Below are 20,956 nucleotides of genomic sequence, written 5' to 3'. Positions count from 1 at the left end.
CGCGTGCGCGCCCGTCCCCGCCGCCCAGCCGTGACGTCCAGGAGTTCCGGTGCCCCTGCCCCCACCTCCGCTCGCCGCCCGTTCCCGCGGCCTGGGCAGCTCCCCCGTGCGGGACCTGCTGGCCCTCGTCTCGCGCCCTGAGGTGATCTCCTTCGCCGGGGGCCTGCCCGCCCCGGAGCTGTTCGACACCGGCGGGCTGCGGGAGGCGTTCGCGACGGCGCTGTCCGGTCCCGCCGCGCGCCGCTCCCTGCAGTACGCGCCCACGGAGGGCGACCCGGCGCTGCGCGCGGCCGTCGCGGGGCGGCTGAGCGCCCGCGGCCTGCCCACAGGCGCCGGGGACCTGCTCGTGACGACCGGCTCGCAGCAGGGCCTGACGCTGGTGACGACGGCGCTGCTGGAGCCCGGCGCCGTGGTCGCCGTGGAGGAACCGACGTATCTGGCTGCACTGCAGTGCTTCTCCCTCGCCGGGGCGCGCGTCGTGCCGGTCGCGGGCGACGAGGAGGGGATCGTCCCCGCCGCGCTGGAGCAGGTCGCCGCGCGGGAGGCGCCCACCCTGCTGTACGTGGTGCCCACGTTCGCCAACCCGACGGGGCGCACCCTGGGCGCCGCGCGCCGTGCCGAGGTGGCCCGGCTCGCCGCCCGGTACGGGTTCTGGGTCGTGGAGGACGACCCGTACGCGGAGCTGCGCTACCGGGGCGAGGCCCTGGCGCCCCTGGCGGCCCGCCCCGAGGCCGCGGACCGCGTGGTCCACCTGGGCAGCTTCTCCAAGATCGCCGCCCCGGGCCTGCGCCTGGGCTGGCTGCGGGCACCGGCGGCGCTGCTGCGCACCCTGACGGTGGTGAAGCAGGCCGCGGACCTGCACACCTCCACCGTCGACCAGGCGGCGGCCGCGGCGTGGCTGGCGGCGACCGACCTGGACGCGCAGGTGGCGCGGCTGTGCGCGGCGTACCGGCAGCGGCGCGACGCGATGCTCGCCGCGATCCCCGGGGCCGTGCCGGAGGGCAGTTCCTGGACGGACCCCGACGGGGGGATGTTCACCTGGCTGAGCCTGCCGGGCGGGGTGGACACCGCGGAGCTGCTGCGGCGGGCCCTGGAGCGCGACGTGGCGTTCGTGCCGGGGGCGCCGTTCCACGCCTCCGGGTCGAACGCCGCCTCCCGCTCCACGCTGCGGCTGTCGTTCACCGCGCACACCCCGGAGGAGATCACCGAGGGGATGGGCCGCCTGCGGGCGGTGCTGCGCCCCGGCGGCTGACGCCGGCGCCGCACCGGTGGAAGGTGTCAGCTCGGCACCGGTGGCGGGTGTCAGCGCCGCCGGCGCAGGGCGTCGATCCCGTCGAGCAGCGCCTCCACGCCGAAGCGCAGCACCGCCGCCGGGTCGCCCGCGGCGTCGGCGTGCGCCCCGGCGGCGGCGCCGACGCGCTCGGCGAGGGGGAAGGTCCGCCCGCGCATCACCCCGGCCAGCACCGGGCCGACCGAGTCCCACCACTCGGTGTCGCTCTGGCCGGTCCCCGCGCGCACCCGCTCCAGCCCCGTCTGCCACCGCGCGGCGGAGGTCACGAGGCCCAGCAGGCTCGTCAGGGCGTGGTCCATCTGCGCGTCGCTCAGGCCGATGCCGTCCAGCGGGGCCAGCTCGGCGTCGTACTTGGCGGTGACGCCGGGGCCGAGGACGGGCCGGGCGGGCAGGACCTCGGCGACCCACGGGTGCGCCAGGGCGCTCGCCCGGTTCCGCTCGGCGACGAAGCGCAGGCCCTCGCGCCAGCCGGGCCGGGCGGCGGGCAGCTCCCCGTCCGCGTAGACCTCCGCGGCGGCCGCGTCGAGCATGAGCTCCACGAGCTCCGCCTTGCCGGGCACGTGGGAGTACAGCGACATGGGTGCGGTGCCCAGGGCGTCGGCGACGCGGCGCATGGTCACGGCGGCCAGGCCCTCGGCGTCGGCGATGCCCACGGCCGCACCGGCGACGGCGGCGGGGGTCAGCCCGGAGCGGCCGCGCGCCTCGTGCGGCCGCCACAGCAGGGTCAGGAGGCGGGCGGGGTCGCTGACGTCGCCGTGGGTGCGGGGCACGGCGCCAGTCTCCCCCGCGCCCCGTACGCCGTACGGGACGGGGCGGCGCGTCCCGTCAGAGGTCGGCGTCGAAGCGGGAACCCGCGCGCGAGCCGAAGAACTCCTCCCGCCGCCGGGCGCGGAACTCCGCCATGCTCGAGGGCAGGCGCCGCACCGTACCCGCCACGGACTGCAGCTCGGCCAGGTAGGCCTCGACGTCCCGGACACCGCCGTAGGCGACCGCACCGGCGTCGAGGACGGCGCCGCGGAGGAAGCGCGGCCCGGCGCCGTCCTCCAGGTCGACCTCCGCGGCGTAGTACGCGACCTGCGGGGAGCCGAGGTGGAGGTGCTCCACCATGCCCGAGGGCGGGATCGCCCCGCGCACCCAGCAGCCGGCCGCCCGCAGCGCCACCGCGTCCGGGGAGCCGTGCGGGCCGGCCGGGAACCCCAGGTCCGCGACCGGCACGCCCCGGACCGCACCGGTGGGCGCGGCGACGAGCGCCAGGCGCTCCTGCCCCTGCAGGAACGCCGTCAGCAGCGGCGGCGGCACGCAGAGCGCGTCGGCCACGGCGGCGGCCCGCTCACCGTGGCGCCCGTACCCGTCGCGGCCGACGGAGGCGTCCAGCCACCGGGCCGTCAGCGCCGTGCGCGCGGTGCGCTCCACCGCCGCCACGGGCGCGATCCCGTCCTTGCGCTTGTCCACGGCACCTCCACCCGGGACGGCCGGTCGGCACGCTCCCACCCCTTCCATCGGCCGGGGACGGGCGTCCTTGACCCGCCGGGCGCCACCTCCTCCGTCCGGGCGCGGGCGACCGGACCGGCCGGAGGGCCGCCCCGCGCCGGCCGGCGTTCCGCCCCGGGTCAGGCGGCGAGCTGCAGGGCCTCGGAGGTGGCGGCCAGGGTGCGCCCGAGCAGGTCCTCGTCGTCGGACAGCTTCCGGCCGTAGGAGGGCACGATCTCGCGCAGGCGCGGCTCCCAGCCCTCGACGCGGGTGGGGAAGCACTTGCGCAGCAGCGTGAGCATGACGTCGACCGCGGTGGAGGCACCCGGGGAGGCACCCAGCAGCGCCGCGATCGAGCCGTCCGCGGCGTGCACGAGCTCCGTCCCGAACTGCAGCACACCGCCCCGCGGGCCCTTCTTGATGACCTGCACCCGCTGCCCGGCGGTGATGAGCTCCCAGTCGGCGGGGCGCGCCTCCGGGTAGAAGACCCTCAGGGCCGCGGTGCGCTGGTCGCGGGACTGCAGGACCTGCTTGACCAGGTAGGTCGTCAGCGGCACGTTGTCCCGCGCCACGGCCAGCATCGGCAGCAGGTTGTCGGTGCGGATGGAGAACGGCAGGTCCCCCAGCGAGCCCTGCTTGAGGAACTTCGGGGAGAACCCGGCGTAGGGGCCGAACAGCAGCGAGCGCTCCCCGCCGACGATGCGGGTGTCCAGGTGCGGCACCGACATGGGCGGGGCGCCGACGTCGGCCTGCCCGTACACCTTGGCGCTGTGCCGGGCCACCACCTCCGCGTTGGTGCAGCGCAGGAACTGCCCCGACACGGGGAACCCGCCGAAGCCCTTGCCCTCGGGGATGCCGGAGCGCTGGAGCAGGTGCAGCGCGCCCCCGCCGGAGCCGACGAACACGAACGGGGCGGTGCAGGTGGACGTGCTGCCGTCGTCGGCGCGCACGGACAGCTCCCAGCCCCGGCCGGAGCGGCGGACGTCGCGGACGGTGCGGCCGGTGAGGACCTGCGCGCCGCGCCCCTCGGCGATGCCGAGCAGCGTGCGGGTCAGCTCGCCGAAGTCGACGTCGGTGCCCGCCGTGGCGCGGGTCGCGGCGACGGGGTCCCCCGCCCCCCGGCCGGCGACGAGCAGCGGCGCCCACTCCCCGATCCGCCCGGGCTCGTCGGCCCACTCCATGCCCCGGAACAGCGGGTGCCCGCTGAGCGCGTCGAACCGGGCGCGCAGGTACGCGACGTTGTCCTGCCCGCGCACGAAGCTCATGTGCGGCACGGAGTTGATGAAGCGCCGGGGCTCCGGCAGGGCGCCGGAGGTGACCAGGTGCGCCCAGAACTGCCGCGACACCTGGAACGACTCGTTGATGGAGACGGCCTTGGAGACGTCCACGGTGCCGTCGGGCCGGGCGGGGGTGTAGTTCAGCTCGCACAGGGCGGCGTGACCGGTGCCGGCGTTGTTCCACGGCGCGGAGCTCTCCTGCCCCGGCGTGGGGAGCTTCTCCAGGACGAGGACCGACCAGTCCGGCTGCACCTCGGTGAGCAGGGCGGCGAGCGTGGCGCTCATGATGCCGCCCCCGATGAGGACGGCGTCGTACTTCTGGGGTGCGGACACGGCGGGCTGCCTCGCAGGTCGGGGGCGCGGGCCGAGGTGCCGACCCGTCGGGAGACGTGGACAGGTAGACGCTACGACCTCCGGCCCCGGCTGCGTACCCGGGGCGCCCCGCACCGGGGCGGGAACGGGCGGGAAGTGCGCGAGGTCACACCAGCCGGAGGCGCTGCCCGGCGACCTCCACGACGTCCCCGCGCCGCAGCTGCCGCCCGCGGCGCTCCTCCGGCTCCCCGTTGACCGTCACGGCGCCGGAGGCGAGCAGGGCGCGGGCGTCCCCGCCGGTCTCCACGGCGTCGACGAGCTTGAGGAGCTGGCCGAGCCGGAGGACGTCACCGGTGATCTGGATGTCGCGCACGTCCCCATCCTCCCAGCCGCGCGGGACGGCACCGCCCGACCGGACCGCCCGACCGGGACCGCCGGGCCGGGCGGTCCGCTCAGGAGCCGGGCTTGCGCAGCGGGTCCGCCGCGGCGCCGGGGTCGTCGTCGAGGGCGAGGGCGTGCAGCACGGAGGCGATCCGCTCGGCGTCGAGCCGGTCGAAGCGCTCCGGCAGGAACAGCTCGGCACGGCGGCCACCGCGCAGGGCCACGGGGATGCGGGTGGTGCCGGGTGCGCCGGCCTCCACGTCGGCCGCGGCCCCCGCCACGGTCTCCGCCTCGGGGTCCTCCGCGGCGATGGTCGGGGCGGCCTGCGCCCCGGCGCCCGTCGCGGCGGTGTCCTCCTTCGGCCCCGGCCACCCCTCCCCGCCCGCGTTGGCGAGGAACCCGCGCAGGCGGTCCACCCCGCTGCGGGCCGCACGCCCGGCCATCGGGTCCAGGTAGCCCTGCTTCACCGCCCGCTGCAGCAGGTCGTCGAGCGCAGACGCGGCGCGGTCGTCCTCGGTCCCCATCGTTCCCCCTCCTCGGCGGCGCCGCGTGGTCGGCGACCGGCACGGGCAGCATCCGTGCCCGCGAGCCGGGCGGTCAATCGGGGATCTCCCCCAGGGGCCCCCGGGCCCGCCCGCCCTAGGGTGGGGCGGTGCCCGCGCAGCCGCTCATCACCCTCGACGCCGGCAGCACCGTCCCGCCCTGGGAGCAGGTGCGGGCGCAGGTCCTCGACGCGGTGCGCACCGGGCGCCTCGTCCCGGGTGACCGCCTCCCGCCCGTGCGGACGCTGGCGGTGGAGCTGGGGCTCGCGGCGAACACGGTCGCGCGCGCCTACCGGGAGCTGGAGCGCTCCGGGACGGTCCGCACCGCCGGGCGCGCCGGCACCGTCGTCACCGCCGGCGCCGACGCGCTGCGGGAGGAGGGCGCCCGGCACGCGCAGGAGTACGCCCGGGCCGTCACCGCCCTCGGCGTCGGCGCCGAGGACGCGCTCGCCCTGGTCCGCGCGGCCCTCGGGCGCAGCGGCCGCTGACGACGCCACCGGCGACGGGGCGGCCGGCGACACGTCCGGTGGCCGCCGGGCTCAGACCTCGTGGCTGTAGAAGGACCAGACGCTGACCTGCCTCTTCCGGGGCGCGTAGATCACCGAGAACACGTCACCCTCGCTGAGGGCCCGTTCCGCCTCGGCGTAGGAGGTGAGCGTGCCGTCGACGTAGAAGATGTCGTTGCGGTCGTAGGAGAACATCCGGGAGGAGTCGAACCTGGAGTCCGTCGCCTCGGTGTACCCGGCCGCGTGGAAGGTGTCCGCCCTGCGGTCGATGGCGCGCGCCCCGTCGCAGCACAGCCCTCCGCCCAGGGGTGGGCCCATGACGTCGCCGTCGTACACCTTCTCGACGGGGCGGGGCGTCACGGGCAGCGGGCGCAGGTTGTCCCCGTAGTAGGCGGGTCCCCAGCACACCCACCCGTCGCGGTTGGTGTCGAGGTCGCTCACCGAGTGCGTCGACTGCACGATGAGCAGGCTGCCCCACGGTTCCGGGTTGTAACCCCCCGGCGGGCACGACGTCGCCGGGGCCACCGCACCGGGTGCGGCGTGCGCCGACGGCAGGGCGAGCAACGATGCGGCGGCCACCGCGACCGCCGCGAGAACGCGTCCCATACCAGCTCCTGACTCCTGGAGATCTCCTGTGGGTGGAGCGGCAGCAGGCCCGGCGGAGACCTCGCGCCGGTGACCTCGGGCGGCAGCGCCCATCGGCCGGAGAGCCGCTGCAGCAGGAAACACGGGCGGGAACCCCGCCTCGCCTTCCGACCGGGCCGGCACCGCGGTCACGTCCACCGGCCACACCGCGTGCCTCGTCGCGCACGTGCCGCAACGCTACCGCTGCGGAGCGGGCGGGAGAAGGAGTTCCGGGGAGAACCTCGGGGCCTCCTCCGGACGCAGAGGGTCGGACCGCGCCCGCCGCCGCCCGGCCGGTGCCGTTCTCGGGCCGTCCCGTCAGGGGTAGGACACCACGTACCGCGGCTGCCCGACGTGCTGCATGTCGGCGGCGTCGCCGACGCCGTTGACGACGTGGTCGATCGTCCCGGCGGTGAGGTTCACCGTCATGACGTGGTGCAGCCGCACGCCGGGGGTCTGCGGCACCTCGAAGCCGTTCTCCGTGTGGATCGAGGGGTTGTTCTGGTTGAACACGTACACCCCGCCGCCGTGCAGGGTGTGGTTCCGCACGGAGTCGCCGACCTTGTACCCGGCCCAGCCCTCGGTGGTGCCGTTCATCCAGTCCGCCTGCGTGGGCGGGTCGTAGGGCAGCTCGTTCTGGTAGAGGACGACGCGTCCGCGCTCGCCGTTCCAGACGGTGTTGTAGCGCTGGAAGTGCTCGACGAACAGGCCCGTCGCGGTCACGTCGTCGCCGTTGACGACGGCGCCGTACCGGCCGGTGTTGGTCCGCCAGCGGTCGGTGTCACCGTTGACCCCCTGGGTGAAACCCTCGATGCCGTGGTCGGCGCGCCACACCCAGGTGTGGTCGACGAGGACGCCGTCGCTGTTGACCTCCAGGGCGGTGTCCGCCTTGCCGACGTGCGGGCCGCCGACGCGGAAGTACACGTCCGACAGGGTGGTCGGGTTCGCGGGGTCGGTGTGCGGCCGGCCGTTGTTGCCGTTCTTCTTCCCCACCCGCAGCAGCACCGGGGACTCCACGGTGCCCGCGTCGACCGTGACGCCGGCGACGACGACACCGGGGACGTCGGCGACCGTCAGCGGCACCGCTCCCCCGACGGCCGTGAGGGTGGCGTGGCCGATGCCGAGCACGACGGTGTCGGCCCGCTTGACCTCGATGCTGCGCGCCACGTCGTACACGCCGGGCGTCAGGAGCAGGTGCCTGCCGCGGGCGAGCTGGGCGTTGACGGTCTGCACGGAGTCACCCGGGCGCGCGACGTAGAACTCCGACAGCGGGATCGTGCGCCCGGCGGTGAGCCCCTGCGCCCAGCTGGTGCCCCGGGAGTCGCGCTGCGCCGAGGGCACCCGGACCTGCAGGTTCCCCGCCCCGTCGGTGAAGAGGTACGGCTTCTCCCGACTGAGCGGGGTGCGGTCCAGCGTCGTGTACGGCGGGTTCGGGAAACCCTCGTCCGACGGTGCGCCCTCGACACCGGAGAACACCTGGTTCCAGACGCCGTTGGACCAGCTGCCGATCGTGCTGTTGCGGGTGAGCCACTGCTGCTGCGAGCCGTTGATGACGGCCCCGGCGCGGCTGTCGGCGATGAACCCCCCGCTGGCGAAGTGCGGCCCGGCCGTGCAGTAGTCCATGAGGGTCAGCTCGCCCTCGACGTCGACGCGGCGCATCGAGACGGCCTGCGAGACGGCCCAGAAGTTCCGGCCGGCGCGGCAGCCGTCCTGCCCTGCGCCGTTGACGTCGATGGTGAGGTTGGAGATGGTGCGCCAGAAGTTGACCAGCGCGATGCAGTTCGAGGTGCCACCGTCGGCGAGGCAGCGGTTGTACACCTCGACCTTGCCGTTGATGCGCACGTCGTCCGGGGAGTCACCGAGGCCCGCGACCTCGGTGTAGTACCCGACCTTGACCTGCAGCGGCTGGGCGTCGGTGCCGTACGAGCCGGGCGCGAACAGCAGCGCGTAGCGCTCCGTGCCCATCTCGTTGTTCACCTGCTTCGCGTGGATCGCGTCGACCTCGGCCTGGATGGCGCTCACGGGCATGGAGGGGTCGAAGACCCGGACGTTGACGCCGAGCCCGCTGCCGGAACCGGTGGCCGGTGCGGCGGAGGCCGTGGGGGCGGCACCGGCCACGGCGGCGGCCAGGGCGGTGGCGAGGGCTGCGGAGGCGGCGAGACCGCGGGTGCGGCGGCCGCGCACCCGCGGGGCGTGCGAGGGCGTGGGAATCATGGGGCGAGGTCCTGTCCGTCATTGGGCGACCGGCCCGGAAACGTTTCCGGCATGCCGAGCGTAATCACCCGGACGTCAGGAGTCCAGAGCCGGGCGGCACGTCCGGCGTTCGGTCAGGGTGGTCCCGGGACGACGCGCTCAGGCGGGAGGCGCCGTCGAGCCCCGCACGACCAGCCGGCCCGGCAGCAGCTTCGGGGCGGGCCCGCGCCGGGCGCCGCCGCGCGGCCCGGCCGGGCGGTCGTCGTCGATGACCCGCGCGAGCATCCCCACGGCAGCGGTCCCCACGGCGAGGTAGTCCTGCGCCACCGTCGTCAGACCCGGCCCGGCCACCGCTGCAGCCTCGATGTCGTCGAACCCGACGACCGAGAGGTCCTGCGGCACCCGCAGCCCCGCCTCCGCCGCGGCCTGCACCACGCCGATCGCCATGAGGTCCCCCGCGGCGAACACGGCCGTCGGCGGCTCCGGCAGCCGCAGCAGCGCCTCCAGCGCCGCGCGCCCGGACTCCACGAAGAAGTCGCCCGGCACGACGTAGCCCTCCGGCACCGGCAGCCGGGCCTCGGCCATCGCGGCGAGGAACCCTGCGCAGCGCTCGTCGGCGGGGAGCATGCCGGGCCCGCCGGTGACGGTCGCGATCCGGCGGTGCCCCAGCGCCACGAGGTGCTCCACGGCCAGCCGGGCGCCCTGCCGGTGGTGGACCCCCACGTAGGAGGCGCGCGGCCCGCGCACGGGCAGGTCCAGCCCCACGCAGGGACGACCGGAGGCGATCAGCGCGTCGACCGCGGGCAGGTGCGCGTTGACCGCCATCAGCGCCACGCCCTCCAGGCTGTGCTGGGCGGCGATGCGCACGAACGCGTCCTCGGAGGCGTCGGTGCTCTGCGGGGAGAGCAGCAGCAGGTGGTAGCCGGTCTCGGACAGCGCCATCTTCAGCGCGACGAGCAGGTCCTGCAGGAACGGCTGGCGCCCCTTGGTGCGGACGTAGTCGGTGTCCCAGATCAGGCCCACGGTGTCCGAGCGGCGGCGCACGAGGGCGCGGGCCGGCTGGTTCGGCAGGTAGCCGAGCTCGGCGGCGACGGCGCGCACGCGCGCCCGGGTGCTCTCGCTGACGTCGGGGCGGTCGTTGAGGGCCCGGGAGACGGTCGCGATGGACACGCCGCTGCGCCGGGCCACGTCCCGGATGTCGACCCCCACGCTGCCCCTCCCCTCCCGGCACGGGCCGGCCAGGTGTGGACCGGTTTCCGGGCGAAGGGTACGGGCAGCGGGGCACACCGCGCGGGCACCCGGGCGGGGCGCCCGCGCGGCGGGGGTCAGCGACCGGCCTTGAGCGCCTTCGTGATCTTCACGACGCGGCGGGCCTGGACGGCGGCCGCCGTGCGGGTCACGTCGCCGACGGGGTTGTCCCCGTTGCCGTCGACGTGGGAGGTGCCGTAGGGGTTGCCGTCGGCGAACTTGGAGGGGTCGGTGTAGCCGGGGGCCACGACGATGCCGCCGAAGTGGTGGATGGTGTTGTAGAGCGCGAGGAGCGTGGACTCCTGCCCGCCGTGCTGGGTGCTGGAGGACGTGAAGCCGCTGTAGACCTTGTCCGCGAGCAGCCCCTGGGCCCAGAGCCCGCCGAGGGTGTCGATGAACTGCTTGAGCTGGGCGGCGATGTTGCCGTAGCGGGTGGGCGAGCCGAAGATCACGGCGTCGGCCCAGGTCATGTCGTCCTTGTCCGCCTCGGGCACGTCCTGGGTCGCGGCGGCGTGCTGCGCCCAGCCCTGGTTGCTCTCGACGGCCTCCTTCGGCGCGAGCTCGTGCACCTTGCGCAGGCGCACCTCGGCGCCCTCCTGCTCGGCGGCCTCGGCGATCGCGCGGGCGATCTCGTAGTTCGTGCCGGTCGAGGAGTAGTAGATGACGCTGAGACGAACCGGGTCACTCACTGTGTTCTCTCCAGAACTCGGGGGCGAAGTGGTGGACTGCTCAACTTCATCCCCGACGCTATGCCGCCCGCCCGGAGCACGCCACCCGGCCGCAGGGGCGCCCGGCGGGGGCACCGCCGGACCGGGTCAGGCCGCCGCGGCGAGGAACTCCTCCCAGCGCGGGTCCGCCTGGTCCGCGCCCCGCACCACCCACGACGCCCCGCGGGGCGCCATCGGCGTGAACGGCAGGTTCCAGCCCATCTCCTCGGGCGTCCGGTCGCCCTTGGCGTTGTTGCAGCGCACGCAGCAGGCCACGAGGTTCTCCCACGAGTCCGGGCCGCGGCGGCTGCGCGGCAGGACGTGGTCGACGGTGCTGGCCGGGCCGCGGCAGTACGCGCAGCGGTGGTGGTCGCGGCGCAGCACCCCGCGCCGGCTCACGGGCACCGTGCGCCCGTGCGGCACGCGGACGTAGCGCCCGAGGAGGATCACCGACGGCCTGGCCAGGGTGAGGGTGGCGCCGATGACGGGCTCGCCGTCCTCCACGACCACCGAGGCCTTGCCCGACAGGACCAGGACCAGCGCCCTGCGGAAGGTCACCACGGCGAGCGGTTCGTAGCCTGCGTTCAGCACGAGGGTGCGCACATCCACCTCCACCGACGAGAAGAGGCGCCGTCCCGGGATGGGAGGGCGCCTCTGATGAGGACGGCGTGCACCGGCACGCGCACCGAATGGTGGTGGTGGCTGTGGATCGATCCGCCCACACCTCTCCTGCGCCGTGGGCGCGCACCCGTCCCCGCGAGCGGGTGGGTCGGTGGGGTGAGCACTGTGCCTCCGTGGTGCCGTCGTCGTGGATCGCACTGTACGTCCGGCTCCGCCCCACGTCACCCTCCACGCCCGACCGGCCGCGTCCCGCTCACCCCGGCCCCACCCGCAGGGGGGACGGCGACGGCCCGCGCGGCCCCGCCGGGGGGCTGCGCGGGCCGTCGCCGCGGGTGGTGCCGAGCGCCCGGAGGACGCACCGGCTCCGCTCAGAGGACGCGGCCGAAGAAGGCCGAGCTCGTCCAGATCTTGCGCTTGGTGACCGTCTTGCCGGCCCGCGGGGAGTCGAACATCATCCCGTCGCCGGCGTAGATGCCGACGTGGTAGACGCGGCCACCACCGTTGGCCATGAAGACCAGGTCGCCGGGCAGCGCCTCGGCGGCGGGGACCCGCCGCGAGGCGAGCATCTGGTCGTGGGAGACGCGCGGCAGGTTCACGCCGATCTCGCGGAAGACGTGCCCGGTGTAGCCGGAGCAGTCGAAGCCGCGGGGGGTCGTGCCGCCGTAGACGTACGGCGTGCCGATGTAGCGGGCGGCGATCTCCAGCACCTGCGCGCGGCGGTCCACCGGGGCCGGCGCGGGGGCCGGCGCGGGCGGCGGGGCCGGGGCGGGGGCCGGCGGCGCGACCGCGGCGGGGGCCGGCGGCGCGAGGACCTGCGGTGCGACGTCGCCGCGCGGGGCCGGCGCGACACGGGCTCCGCTGCGGGAGGCGCGCGCGATGCGGCCGGCGTCGAGGACGCCCTGGATCGCGGCGCGGTGCGTGCGCGCCTCGACCGCGGCGGGGGCGGCCTGCTCGACGACCGGGGCGGGAGCCGGGGCCGGGAGCGTGGCGAACGCGGTCTGCACGGTCGCCGGGGCGGCCTGGAGCGGGGCGGTGACGATCCCGGCGGCGGGCAGCGTCCCCGTGGTGGCGACCGCTGCGGGAGCGGCCTGCACCGTCGCGTCGGCGGACACGGCGACGGAGAGGACGAGGCCGGAGGAGGCGGCCACGACGGCCGTGCCGCGGCCGACGGCGCCGACGTTGCGGCGCAGGCTCTCGGAGGCGGTCGTCAGCGGGGTGAGCGGGCGCGCGGCGGCACGGTGGCGCGCCGAATGGCGGGTCGACAAGGTGGTGAACCTCTCCGACGCCTGCGAGGTGAGCTGTCGGGTTCGGACGGGAGTATCGCCCGGCCGGTTCGCACCGGCTTCACCCCGAGGACCACCCGCACCCGACCGGAGTCAGGACCGAGCGGCCCGAAAAAGTGGTTCCCCCACCCCTGCCATGCGTTCTCGCGGGACCTGGGGCGGTGGCAGGGCTCGGCGTCCGCACCAGGACTCCCCACCGCACGGTGGGAAGCGGCGCGACATTAACCCAGTCCGGCGGAGGAAGTCACGCCGCTGTCACGAACTCGTGTCGGGAGCGTGCGAAAAATTTCGTTGCGTCACCACCCGATCACGGTCAGTCCGGTCACCGGGGTGCGGGCACCTCCACGAAGACGTGGGACGCCTGCGCCGCCGTCAGGTCCACCTCCCGGCCGTCCAGCACCAGCGCCAGCCCCTGCGGCCCGCGCCGCACCCCCACCTCGGTACCGGGCCGCAGGCCCGCCGCGGCGAGGCGCCCCATCAGGTCCTTGTCCGTCTGCACCGGCTCGCCGAGGCGGCGCACGACCACCGGCCGGCCGGTCGCCTCCACCGTGGTCAGGGGCGCCACGCCCGCGCGGAAGTCCTCCGCCTCACCGCTCTCCCCCAGCTCCGCCAGGCCCGGGATCGGGTTGCCGTACGGCGAGAAGTGCGGGTGCTCCAGGATCTCCACGAGCCGGCGTTCGACGTCCTCGGAGATGACGTGCTCCCAGCGGCAGGCCTCCTCGTGGACCAGCTCCCAGTCCAGGCCGATGACGTCGGTGAGCAGCCGCTCCGCCAGGCGGTGCTTGCGCATGACGCGCGTGGCCTTGACCCGCCCCTCCTCCGTCAGCTCCAGGTGGCGCTCCGCGCTGACGTGCAGGAGCCCGTCGCGCTCCATGCGGGCGACCGTCTGCGACACCGTGGGACCGCTGTGGTGCAGGCGCTCGGCGATCCGGGCCCGCATCGGCACGATGCCCTCCTCCTCGAGCTCGAAGATCGTGCGGAGGTACATCTCGGTGGTGTCGATGAGGTCGCTCACGCGCGCATTCTCGGGCATGGGCCCGACCGGTGCACGCACCCGCCGCGCTCCCCGCGCGGGCGGCTCCCCGCGCCGCTAGCGTCCCCGCCGTGACGACACCGGGCCCCGGGCGGGCCGCCGTGCTGTGGTTCCGCCGCGACCTGCGCCTGGGCGACCTGCCGGCCCTGCACGAGGCGGCGGAGCGCGGGCCCGTCCTGCCGCTCTTCGTCCTCGACCCCGCCCTGTGGGGACCCTCCGGCGACGCCCGCCGCGCCTACCTGCTCACCTCTCTGCGCGCGCTCGACGCCGACCTCGGCGGGACCCTCGCCGTCGTGGCGGGCGACCCGGTGGAGGTCGTGCCGCGCCTGGCGGCGCAGGTCGGCGCCGCGAGCGTCCACGCCAGCGCCGACACCGGGGTCTACGGCCGCCGCCGCGACGAGGCGGTCGCCGCGGCCCTGGAGGCCGCCGGGCGCGCCCTGGTGCGCACCGGCACCCCCTACGCCGTCGGCCCCGGCACCCTGCGCACCGGCGCCGGGGAGCCCTTCAAGGTGTTCACGCCGTTCGCCCGTGCCTGGCGCGCCCACGGCTGGCCCGCACCCGCCGGGCCGCCCCCGCGGGCGCGGTGGCTGCGCGGGGCCGCGCCCGGCGTGGACGGCGAGGACTGGCCCGCCGCCCCGGACCTGGGGGACCTCAGGCTGCCCCCGCCGGGCGAGCAGTTCGCGCTGCTGCGCTGGCGGGAGTTCCGCGACACCGTGCTCGCGGGCTACGACACCTCCCGCGACCGCCCCGACCTCGACGGCACCTCCCAGCTCTCCGCCGCCCTGAAGTGGGGCGAGGTCCACCCGCGCACGCTCCTGGCGGACCTGGCCTCCTCCGGCTCACCGGGCGCGGAGGCGTTCCGCACGGAGCTGGCCTGGCGGGAGTTCTACGCCGACGTGCTGTGGCACCGGCCGGAGAGCGCGCGGGAGTACCTGCGGCCGGAGATGCAGCGCCTGGCCTACTCCGAGCCCGGGGATGCCTTCGAGGCGTGGGCCGCCGGGCGCACCGGCTTCCCCTTCGTCGACGCCGGGATGCGGCAGATGCGCGCCGAGGGCTGGATGCACAACCGGGTGCGGATGGTCGTGGCGAGCTTCCTCGTCAAGGACCTGCACGTGGAGTGGACCTACGGCGCACGGGAGTTCATGCACCGGCTGCGCGACGGGGACCTGGCGAGCAACGCCCACGGCTGGCAGTGGGTGGCGGGGTCGGGGACGGACGCGGCGCCGTTCTTCCGGGTCTTCAACCCGGTGACGCAGGGGCAGCGCTACGACCCCGACGGGGACTACGTGCGCCGCTTCGTCCCCGAGCTGCGGCACCTGCCGGGGGCCTCGGTGCACGAGCCGTGGAAGGCGGCGGACGGCTACGCGCACGGCTACCCCGAGCGCGTCGTGGACCACGCCGCCGAGCGGGCGGTGGCGCTGGAGGGCTACCGGCGCGTGAAGGGCTGAGGGAGGCGGGAACATCCCGGGACCCCCGGACTGTTTGCAGGTTCAAGCATTCCGTCGAGGAGGTTCCCGTGACCACGTCCCTGCCCGCCCCCCGCACCGAGCAGCGTCCCGCCACGCTGGACGAGGCCGGCGCCCGCCTGCTCTTCCGCGACGCCCGCACCGCCAACCGCTGGCTCGGCACGCCGGTCGGCGACGAGCAGCTGCGCGCCGTCCTCGACCTCGCCAAGTGGCCGCCCACCGCGCTGAACTCCCAGCCGCTGCGCCTCCTCGCCGTGCGCAGCCCCGAGGCCCGCGCCCGGCTCGTCCCGCACATGAGCGGCGGCAACGCCGCCAAGACCGCCACCGCGCCCCTGACGCTGATCGTGGCCGCCGACGTCGACTTCCACGAGGACCTGCCGCGCCTGGCCCCCGCGGTGCCCGGCGCGCGCGACTTCTTCCCCGACGAGGAGGCCCGGCAGGGCGTGGCCGTGTTCAACGCCGGCCTGCAGCTGGGCTACCTGGTCCTCGCGATCCGCGCCCTGGGCCTCGCGGCCGGGCCGATGACCGGCATCGACGCCCCCGCGATCGAGCGGGAGTTCCTCCCCGACGGGCGTCACCGCGTGGTCGCGGTGGTCAACGTGGGGGTGGAGGACCCGGCCGGCACCTACCCGCGGGCGCCGCGGCTGGACTTCGACGAGGTCGTCACCACCGTCTGAGGCACCGCCTGCGCGGGGCGCGGCGCTCCCGCGTCCGGACGTGGAGAACCCCCGGGCGCTTCCTCCTGGTGGAGGGCCGGCTGGACGGGCCGGCGCCCGGGGGTCCCGGTGACTGCCTGGGATTCGCCGCGCTGCGCGGGGCGACCAGAGCGGTCAGCGTCCTGCACACAGCTGCTAGCTGGCAGCCACCTCACGTGTCCGAGAGTTCTGCATGCTCTGGACCACCTCCTTCCCGTGTACGAAAACGGTACGACGGCTCCCGGGCCGCTGTCACGTCGAATTACGGGGCGACGTGCCCGGCGACTCCCACCGCCCCCCGCGCCCTCCCCCCGCGCCCTCCCCCCCGCCGCCCATCTCCGGGTTTCGGCGCGCCAGGCAGGCCCCGTGGTCGCCCGAACCCGGAGATGGGCGGGATGGGCGGGGCCCCTGAGCGCCCGAACCCGGAGATGGGCGGGATGGACGGGGGCGCGCCGGGGGCTGACGGGGCGACTTGCACGGCGACTTCTGGTCCCCGTAACCTGATGCCAGCCATCTTCGGGTCAGAGCCACCTTTACTCGGGTGCCGCCCCGCCGGTGGACCGCGCAGACGCCCCGAGGATCGGATCCCGCCCGTGTGCCAGCCGTCCGAGCAGCAGGAGATCGCCGTCGCCGTGTCGACCGTGATCCTCGCCCTGCGCCCCGGCGCCGACGGCACCCCGCGCGTCCAGCTCCCGCTCGTGCGCCGCACCCGCGCACCCTTCGAGGGAGCCTGGGCGCTGCCCGGCGGCTGGGTCTGCGAGGACGAGAGCCTCTCCGACGCCGGGCGGCGCACCCTCGCCGAGACCACCGGCCTGCGCCCCAGCTACCTCGAGCAGCTCTACACCTTCGGCCGCCCCGACCGCTCCCCCACCGGCCGCGTGCTGTCCGTCGTCTACTCCGCCCTCGTGCGCAGCCACGAGGCCGCCACCGCGCAGGAGAGCGAGAACGTGCGCTGGTGCCCCGCGGACGACGCCACCGGCCTGGCCTTCGACCACGACGAGATCGTCAGGTACGCCCTGTGGCGCCTGCGGACGAAGGTCGAGTACGCCCACATCGCGCTGCACTTCCTCGACGAGACGTTCTCCATGGCCCAGCTGCGCGAGGTGTACGAGGCGGTCCTCCAGCGCCCCCTGGACCCGGCCAACTTCCGCCGCCACGTCGAGGCGTCCGGGACGATCGTGCCGACCGGGGAGCGCCTCACCGGGACGCGGCACCGGCCGCCGCGGCTGTACCGGGCGCTGGTCCCCGAGGGCAGCGCCGGCCCGCTCGCCGTGGCCGGGCCGCAGTCCTGACCGACGGCCCCCCGCAGCACCCGGACCCCCCGCAGCACCCGGACCCCCCGCAGCACCCGGACCCCCCGCAGCACCCGGACCCCCCGCAGCACCCGGACCCCCCGCAGGACCCAGACCCCCGGCCTGGCGGCACCAGGACCTCGAGCCGGCACCGGCCCGGACCCGAACCCGCGACACGCGCGGCACCGGAAGGAACGCCATGACCTCCGTGACCATCCAGGTCGAGCAGCTCACCCGCACCCCGCGCCCCCGCACGGGCGCCGGCACCGCCACCGAGGTCTGCGACCCCCGCCTCGCCGAGGGCCCCTGGGCCCTGGACGCCGTGCCCGGCGAGCCGCTGCCGCTGCCCGAGTACGGCCCCGGCGCCTCGATCGTGGACACCGCGCCCGCCTCCACCCCGGTGCAGCAGCAGATCCCCGCCGAGTACCGCCGCACCCCGGTGCCCGAGCTCGAGGAGCGCATCCGCGCCGCGAAGGCCACCCTCGGGGACCGCGTCGTCGTCCTCGGCCACCACTACCAGCGCGACGAGATCGTGCAGTTCGCGGACTTCGTCGGCGACTCCTTCCAGCTCGCCCAGCAGTCCGCCAGCCGCACCGCAGCCGAGGCGATCGTGTTCTGCGGCGTGCACTTCATGGCCGAGACCGCCGACCTGCTCGCCTCCCCGGGCCAGAGCGTCATCCTGCCCAACCTCGCCGCCGGCTGCTCCATGGCGGACATGGCCGACATCGACTCCGTCTCGGCGTGCTGGGACCAGCTCACCGCGATCTACGGCACCGAGCCCGACGCCGAGGGCCGCGTGCCCGTCGTCCCCGTGACGTACATGAACTCCTCCGCGGCGCTGAAGGCGTTCTGCGGCGACCACGGCGGCATCGTCTGCACGTCCTCCAACGCCGCGGCGGTGCTGGAGTGGGCGTTCCGGCGCGGGCAGCGCGTCCTGTTCTTCCCCGACCAGCACCTCGGCCGCAACACCGCCAAGGCCATGGGCATCGGGCTCGACGAGATGCCGCTGTGGGACCCGCGCAAGCCGCTGGGGGGCAACGACACCGCCGCCCTGCGGGACGCCCGCGTCGTCCTGTGGCGGGGCTGGTGCTCGGTGCACCAGCGGTTCACGCCGCAGCAGATCGCCGCCGCCCGCGCGGAGAACCCCGACGTCCGCGTCATCGTGCACCCCGAGTGCCCCGTGGAGGTCGTCGACGCCGCCGACGAGGCCGGCTCCACCCGCTACATCGAGCGGGCCGTCGAGCAGGCCCCGGCCGGGACCGCGTTCGCGGTCGGCACCGAGATCAACATGGTGCGGCGCCTGCAGACGCAGAACCCGCAGCACACCATCACCTGCCTGGACCCGGTGATCTGCCCCTGCTCGACGATGTACCGCATCCACCCCGCGTACCTGGCCTGGGTGCTGGAGTCGCTGGTGCGCGGCGAGGTCGTCAACCAGGTGCGGGTGCCCGCCGCCGTGGCCGACTCCGCCCGCACCGCGCTGCAGCGGATGCTGGCCGTCCACCCGTGAACCCCGCGCCGGAACCCCCGCGGGAACTGCCCGCCGTCGACGTCCTCGTCGTCGGCAGCGGGATCGCGGGCCTGACCGCCGCGCTGGACTGCGCCGGCGCCGCGACCGTCGCGCTCGTCACGAAGGCGGACCCCGGCGCCGGCAGCACCCGGTGGGCCCAGGGCGGCATCGCCGTCGTCGCCTCCGCGGACGACTCCGCGGACCTGCACGCCGCCGACACCGTCGCGGCCGGTGCGGGTCTGTGCGACGTGGTCGCGGTGCGGGCGCTGTGCGGGAGCGGCCCCGCGGCCGTGGCGCGCCTCACCGCCCGCGGCGTCGCGTGGGACCCCGGCCCCGACGGTGCACCGGCCCGCGGCCTGGAGGCCGCCCACAGCCGGCACCGCATCCTGCACGCGGGCGGCGACGTGACCGGCGCCCGCATCAGCGACGCGCTCGTCGCGGCCGTGCGCAGCTCCCCCGTGCAGGTGCACGCGTCCACGACCGTGGTGGAACTCCTCGTGGAGGGCGGCCGGGTCACCGGCGCGGAACTGCTGGGCGCGGACGGGCGGCGCTCGCGGATCCGCGCGCGGGCCGTGGTCCTGGCCTCCGGTGGTGCCGGGCAGCTGTTCCGGCACACCACGAACCCCGCGGTCGCCACCGGCGACGGGCTGGCGGTGGCGTGGCGCGCCGGAGCGCTCGTGACGGACCTGGAGTTCTTCCAGTTCCACCCCACGGCGGCGGCTCTGCCCTCCCCGTTCCTGGTCTCGGAAGCGGTGCGGGGCGAGGGTGCCGTGCTGCGCGACGAGCGCGGCACCCGGTACATGAGCGCCGTGGACCCCCGCGCGGAACTCGCCCCCCGCGACGTCGTCGCCCGCGCCACGGCCGCCGTCATGGCCCGCCAGGACGGCCGGCCGGCGTTCCTCGACGCCACGGGCGTCGCCGCGCTGCTGGGCCGCCCGTTCGCGGCGCGCTTCCCCGGCATCGACGCGCTGTGCCGCGCGCAGGGCCTGGACCCGGGGCGCGACCCGGTGCCCGTCACGCCCGCCGCGCACTACTGGATGGGCGGGGTGCGCACCGATGCCGCCGGCCGCACGAGCCTGCCGGGGCTGTGGGCCGTCGGGGAGGTCGCCTGCACGGGCGTGCACGGCGCGAACCGGCTCGCCTCGAACTCCCTGCTGGAGGCCCTGGTGCTCGCCTCGCGCGCCGCCGCGGACGTGCTGGCCGCCGGCCTCGCCGGGCGGGCGGAACCGCTGCGCCCTCCCGCGGAGGAGGACGTGCTCGACGTGCCGGACCTCGCGGCGCCCGTGGACGCCGGCCCCGCCCGCGCCGACGTGCAGGCCCTGATGTGGGAGCACGCCGGGGTGGTGCGCGACGCCGCGGGCCTGGCCGTGGCCGCCAAGGAGCTCGCCCCGCGGCCCGGCGGGAGCGCCCCCACCACCGTCACCGGGCACGAGGACGCGAACCTGCGCACCGCCGGGCGCCTGCTCGTGCTGGCCGCCCTCGCCCGCGAGGAGAGCCGCGGAGCACACTGGCGCGGCGACTTCCCCACCCCGCGCGCCGCAGCCCGGCGCACCACCCTGCGGAGGACCGAGACCAGATGACCCAGCCCGCGCCGGCCCCCGCCGTGCCGCCCGCCGCCCCCCTGCCGGCCCTCGGCGCGGTCGTCGCCGCGGCCCTCGCCGAGGACGCGCCCTGGGGGGACGTCACCACCGAGGCGCTGCTGCCCGCGGACGCCCGCGCCGCGGCGGTGCTGCGCGCGCGGGTCGACGGGGTCCTCGCCGGCGTCGACGCCGTGGCCGCCGCGGTGGAGCTGGCCGCCGCGGCCACCGGCGGCACCGGCCGCGTGGAGGCCCTGCTCCCCGACGGCACCGCCTTCCGGGCCGGGGACGTGCTGGCCCGGGTGGAGGGCAGCGCGCGGGCGGTGCTGCGCGCCGAGCGCGTCGCCCTCAACCTCGTGCAGCGGCTGTCCGGCATCGCCACCCTCACCGCCCGCTACGTGGCCGCCGTCGAGGGCACCGGCGCCCGCATCGCCGACACCCGCAAGACCACCCCGGGCCTGCGGGCGCTGGAGCGGCACGCCGTGCGCTGCGGCGGCGGCAGCAACCACCGCTGGTCGCTGTCCGACGCGGTCATGGTCAAGGACAACCACCTCGCGGTGCTGACCGCCGCGGGCGTGGACGTGACGACCGGCCTGCGGGCGCTGCGCTCGCGCATCGGGCACACCACGCGGGTCGTGGTGGAGGTGGACCGCCTCGACCAGCTCGACGCCGTGCTCGCCGCGGGCGTGGACGTGGTGCTGCTGGACAACTTCTCCCTCGCGGACCTGCGCGCCGGGGTGGCGCAGGTCGCCGGGCGCGCGGTCGTGGAGGCCAGCGGCGGCATCACACCGGAGACGGTGCGCGCGGTGGCGCAGACCGGGGTGGACGTCATCTCCGTCGGCGCGCTCACCCAGGCCGCGCCGGCCCTGGACCTCGGCCTGGACGTGGACGTGCGCCCCGACGACCGCGCCGGCACGGGGGCCTGAGC

20 protein-coding genes and 1 riboswitch are annotated in these 20,956 nt (G+C 76.1%); of the genes, 8 read left to right on the top strand and 12 right to left on the bottom strand.

Translation table 11 applies throughout. The annotated features are described in order from the left end of the window. Positions 1-49 precede the first annotated feature (49 nt). A complete protein-coding gene (locus tag ACYQBY_RS04060; protein WP_459642549.1) occupies positions 50-1,252 on the top strand; it encodes an aminotransferase-like domain-containing protein in 1,203 nt (400 codons plus the stop codon). 50 nt (positions 1,253-1,302) lie between these two features. Here ACYQBY_RS04060 and ACYQBY_RS04055 read toward each other — a convergent pair whose 3' ends face one another. The 5 genes from ACYQBY_RS04055 to ACYQBY_RS04035 all read right to left on the bottom strand — a co-directional run bounded on the left by ACYQBY_RS04055 (position 1,303) and on the right by ACYQBY_RS04035 (position 5,255). Beyond that, positions 1,303-2,061, bottom strand: a complete 759-nt coding sequence (locus tag ACYQBY_RS04055) for a TetR/AcrR family transcriptional regulator (protein ID WP_459642548.1) — start codon at positions 2,059-2,061, stop codon at positions 1,303-1,305. Positions 2,062-2,116: 55 nt separating this feature from the next. Then, positions 2,117-2,743, bottom strand: coding sequence for a hypothetical protein (locus ACYQBY_RS04050; RefSeq protein ID WP_459642547.1), 627 nt, complete (start codon positions 2,741-2,743; stop codon positions 2,117-2,119). A gap of 158 nt (positions 2,744-2,901) precedes the next feature. Then, on the bottom strand, positions 2,902-4,323 hold the full coding sequence (locus ACYQBY_RS04045) for a malate:quinone oxidoreductase (protein ID WP_459643106.1): 1,422 nt from the start codon (positions 4,321-4,323) through the stop codon (positions 2,902-2,904). Positions 4,324-4,516: 193 nt separating this feature from the next. Beyond that, positions 4,517-4,723, bottom strand: a complete 207-nt coding sequence (locus ACYQBY_RS04040) for an RNA-binding S4 domain-containing protein (protein ID WP_459642546.1) — start codon at positions 4,721-4,723, stop codon at positions 4,517-4,519. 79 nt (positions 4,724-4,802) lie between these two features. Beyond that, positions 4,803-5,255, bottom strand: a complete 453-nt coding sequence (locus ACYQBY_RS04035; RefSeq protein ID WP_459642545.1) for a hypothetical protein — start codon at positions 5,253-5,255, stop codon at positions 4,803-4,805. A gap of 128 nt (positions 5,256-5,383) precedes the next feature. Here ACYQBY_RS04035 and ACYQBY_RS04030 point away from each other — a divergent pair, with 128 nt between their 5' ends. After that, entirely contained in the window at positions 5,384-5,761 is a 378-nt protein-coding gene (locus ACYQBY_RS04030; RefSeq protein WP_459642544.1) for a GntR family transcriptional regulator, read from the top strand. 51 nt (positions 5,762-5,812) lie between these two features. Here ACYQBY_RS04030 and ACYQBY_RS04025 read toward each other — a convergent pair whose 3' ends face one another. The 7 genes from ACYQBY_RS04025 to ACYQBY_RS03995 form a co-directional block, all read right to left on the bottom strand. Continuing rightward, positions 5,813-6,385: a hypothetical protein gene (locus ACYQBY_RS04025; protein WP_459642543.1), complete on the bottom strand. Its 573-nt coding sequence runs from the start codon at positions 6,383-6,385 to the stop codon at positions 5,813-5,815. A gap of 336 nt (positions 6,386-6,721) precedes the next feature. After that, entirely contained in the window at positions 6,722-8,617 is a 1,896-nt protein-coding gene (locus tag ACYQBY_RS04020) for an adenylyl cyclase (protein WP_459642542.1), read from the bottom strand. Between the two features lie 138 nt (positions 8,618-8,755). Further along, positions 8,756-9,805 carry a LacI family DNA-binding transcriptional regulator gene (locus ACYQBY_RS04015; protein WP_459642541.1) on the bottom strand — a complete coding sequence of 350 codons (1,050 nt, stop codon included), beginning with the start codon at positions 9,803-9,805 and terminating at the stop codon, positions 8,756-8,758. A gap of 116 nt (positions 9,806-9,921) precedes the next feature. Further along, complete coding sequence (wrbA, locus tag ACYQBY_RS04010) at positions 9,922-10,533, bottom strand: NAD(P)H:quinone oxidoreductase (RefSeq protein WP_459642540.1); 612 nt, start codon at positions 10,531-10,533, stop codon at positions 9,922-9,924. 126 nt (positions 10,534-10,659) lie between these two features. Continuing rightward, complete coding sequence (locus ACYQBY_RS04005; RefSeq protein ID WP_459642539.1) at positions 10,660-11,154, bottom strand: HNH endonuclease; 495 nt, start codon at positions 11,152-11,154, stop codon at positions 10,660-10,662. A gap of 386 nt (positions 11,155-11,540) precedes the next feature. Then, on the bottom strand, positions 11,541-12,437 hold the full coding sequence (locus ACYQBY_RS04000) for a C40 family peptidase (RefSeq protein ID WP_459642538.1): 897 nt from the start codon (positions 12,435-12,437) through the stop codon (positions 11,541-11,543). Between the two features lie 5 nt (positions 12,438-12,442). Next, positions 12,443-12,571: riboswitch (cyclic di-AMP (ydaO/yuaA leader) on the bottom strand. A gap of 206 nt (positions 12,572-12,777) precedes the next feature. Continuing rightward, positions 12,778-13,470 carry a metal-dependent transcriptional regulator gene (locus tag ACYQBY_RS03995; RefSeq protein ID WP_459642537.1) on the bottom strand — a complete coding sequence of 231 codons (693 nt, stop codon included), beginning with the start codon at positions 13,468-13,470 and terminating at the stop codon, positions 12,778-12,780. An 89-nt stretch (positions 13,471-13,559) separates the two neighbouring features. On the opposite strand from ACYQBY_RS03995, the gene ACYQBY_RS03990 reads away from it, so the two are divergent. From ACYQBY_RS03990 to nadC, 6 genes are all read left to right on the top strand, one after another. After that, positions 13,560-14,936 carry a cryptochrome/photolyase family protein gene (locus ACYQBY_RS03990; RefSeq protein ID WP_459642536.1) on the top strand — a complete coding sequence of 459 codons (1,377 nt, stop codon included), beginning with the start codon at positions 13,560-13,562 and terminating at the stop codon, positions 14,934-14,936. A gap of 68 nt (positions 14,937-15,004) precedes the next feature. Continuing rightward, positions 15,005-15,631 (top strand): malonic semialdehyde reductase, encoded by a 627-nt coding sequence (locus tag ACYQBY_RS03985; RefSeq protein ID WP_459642535.1) that lies wholly within the window; start codon positions 15,005-15,007, stop codon positions 15,629-15,631. 611 nt (positions 15,632-16,242) lie between these two features. Further along, complete coding sequence (locus tag ACYQBY_RS03980) at positions 16,243-16,941, top strand: NUDIX hydrolase (protein WP_459642534.1); 699 nt, start codon at positions 16,243-16,245, stop codon at positions 16,939-16,941. A gap of 199 nt (positions 16,942-17,140) precedes the next feature. Further along, on the top strand, positions 17,141-18,451 hold the full coding sequence (gene nadA, locus ACYQBY_RS03975) for a quinolinate synthase NadA (protein WP_459642533.1): 1,311 nt from the start codon (positions 17,141-17,143) through the stop codon (positions 18,449-18,451). Then, the gene (gene nadB, locus ACYQBY_RS03970; protein ID WP_459642532.1) at positions 18,448-20,031 is read left to right on the top strand and encodes an L-aspartate oxidase; all 1,584 of its coding nucleotides are present in this window, start codon (positions 18,448-18,450) and stop codon (positions 20,029-20,031) included. Before nadA ends, nadB begins: the two co-directional genes overlap by 4 nt. After that, on the top strand, positions 20,028-20,954 hold the full coding sequence (gene nadC, locus ACYQBY_RS03965; RefSeq protein ID WP_459642531.1) for a carboxylating nicotinate-nucleotide diphosphorylase: 927 nt from the start codon (positions 20,028-20,030) through the stop codon (positions 20,952-20,954). The genes nadB and nadC overlap by 4 nt, the downstream gene beginning before the upstream one ends. Positions 20,955-20,956 lie beyond the last annotated feature (2 nt).

The sequence above is a fragment of the Kineococcus anabasis genome, assembly GCF_054590795.1.
The sequence above is the reverse complement of the archived record's forward strand: the minus strand, read 5'-3'. Positions and strand labels throughout refer to the sequence as shown.

Excerpts from the sequence above, each read along its gene's own strand:
- ACYQBY_RS04035 (WP_459642545.1), bottom strand. The coding sequence starts at position 5,255 with ATGGGGACCGAGGACGACCGCGCCGCGTCTGCGCTCGACGACCTGCTG.
- nadC (WP_459642531.1), top strand. The coding sequence starts at position 20,028 with ATGACCCAGCCCGCGCCGGCCCCCGCCGTGCCGCCCGCCGCCCCCCTG.
- nadA (WP_459642533.1), top strand. The coding sequence starts at position 17,141 with ATGACCTCCGTGACCATCCAGGTCGAGCAGCTCACCCGCACCCCGCGC.
- ACYQBY_RS04020 (WP_459642542.1), bottom strand. The coding sequence starts at position 8,617 with ATGATTCCCACGCCCTCGCACGCCCCGCGGGTGCGCGGCCGCCGCACC.
- ACYQBY_RS04025 (WP_459642543.1), bottom strand. The coding sequence starts at position 6,385 with ATGGGACGCGTTCTCGCGGCGGTCGCGGTGGCCGCCGCATCGTTGCTC.
- ACYQBY_RS04045 (WP_459643106.1), bottom strand. The coding sequence starts at position 4,323 with ATGAGCGCCACGCTCGCCGCCCTGCTCACCGAGGTGCAGCCGGACTGG.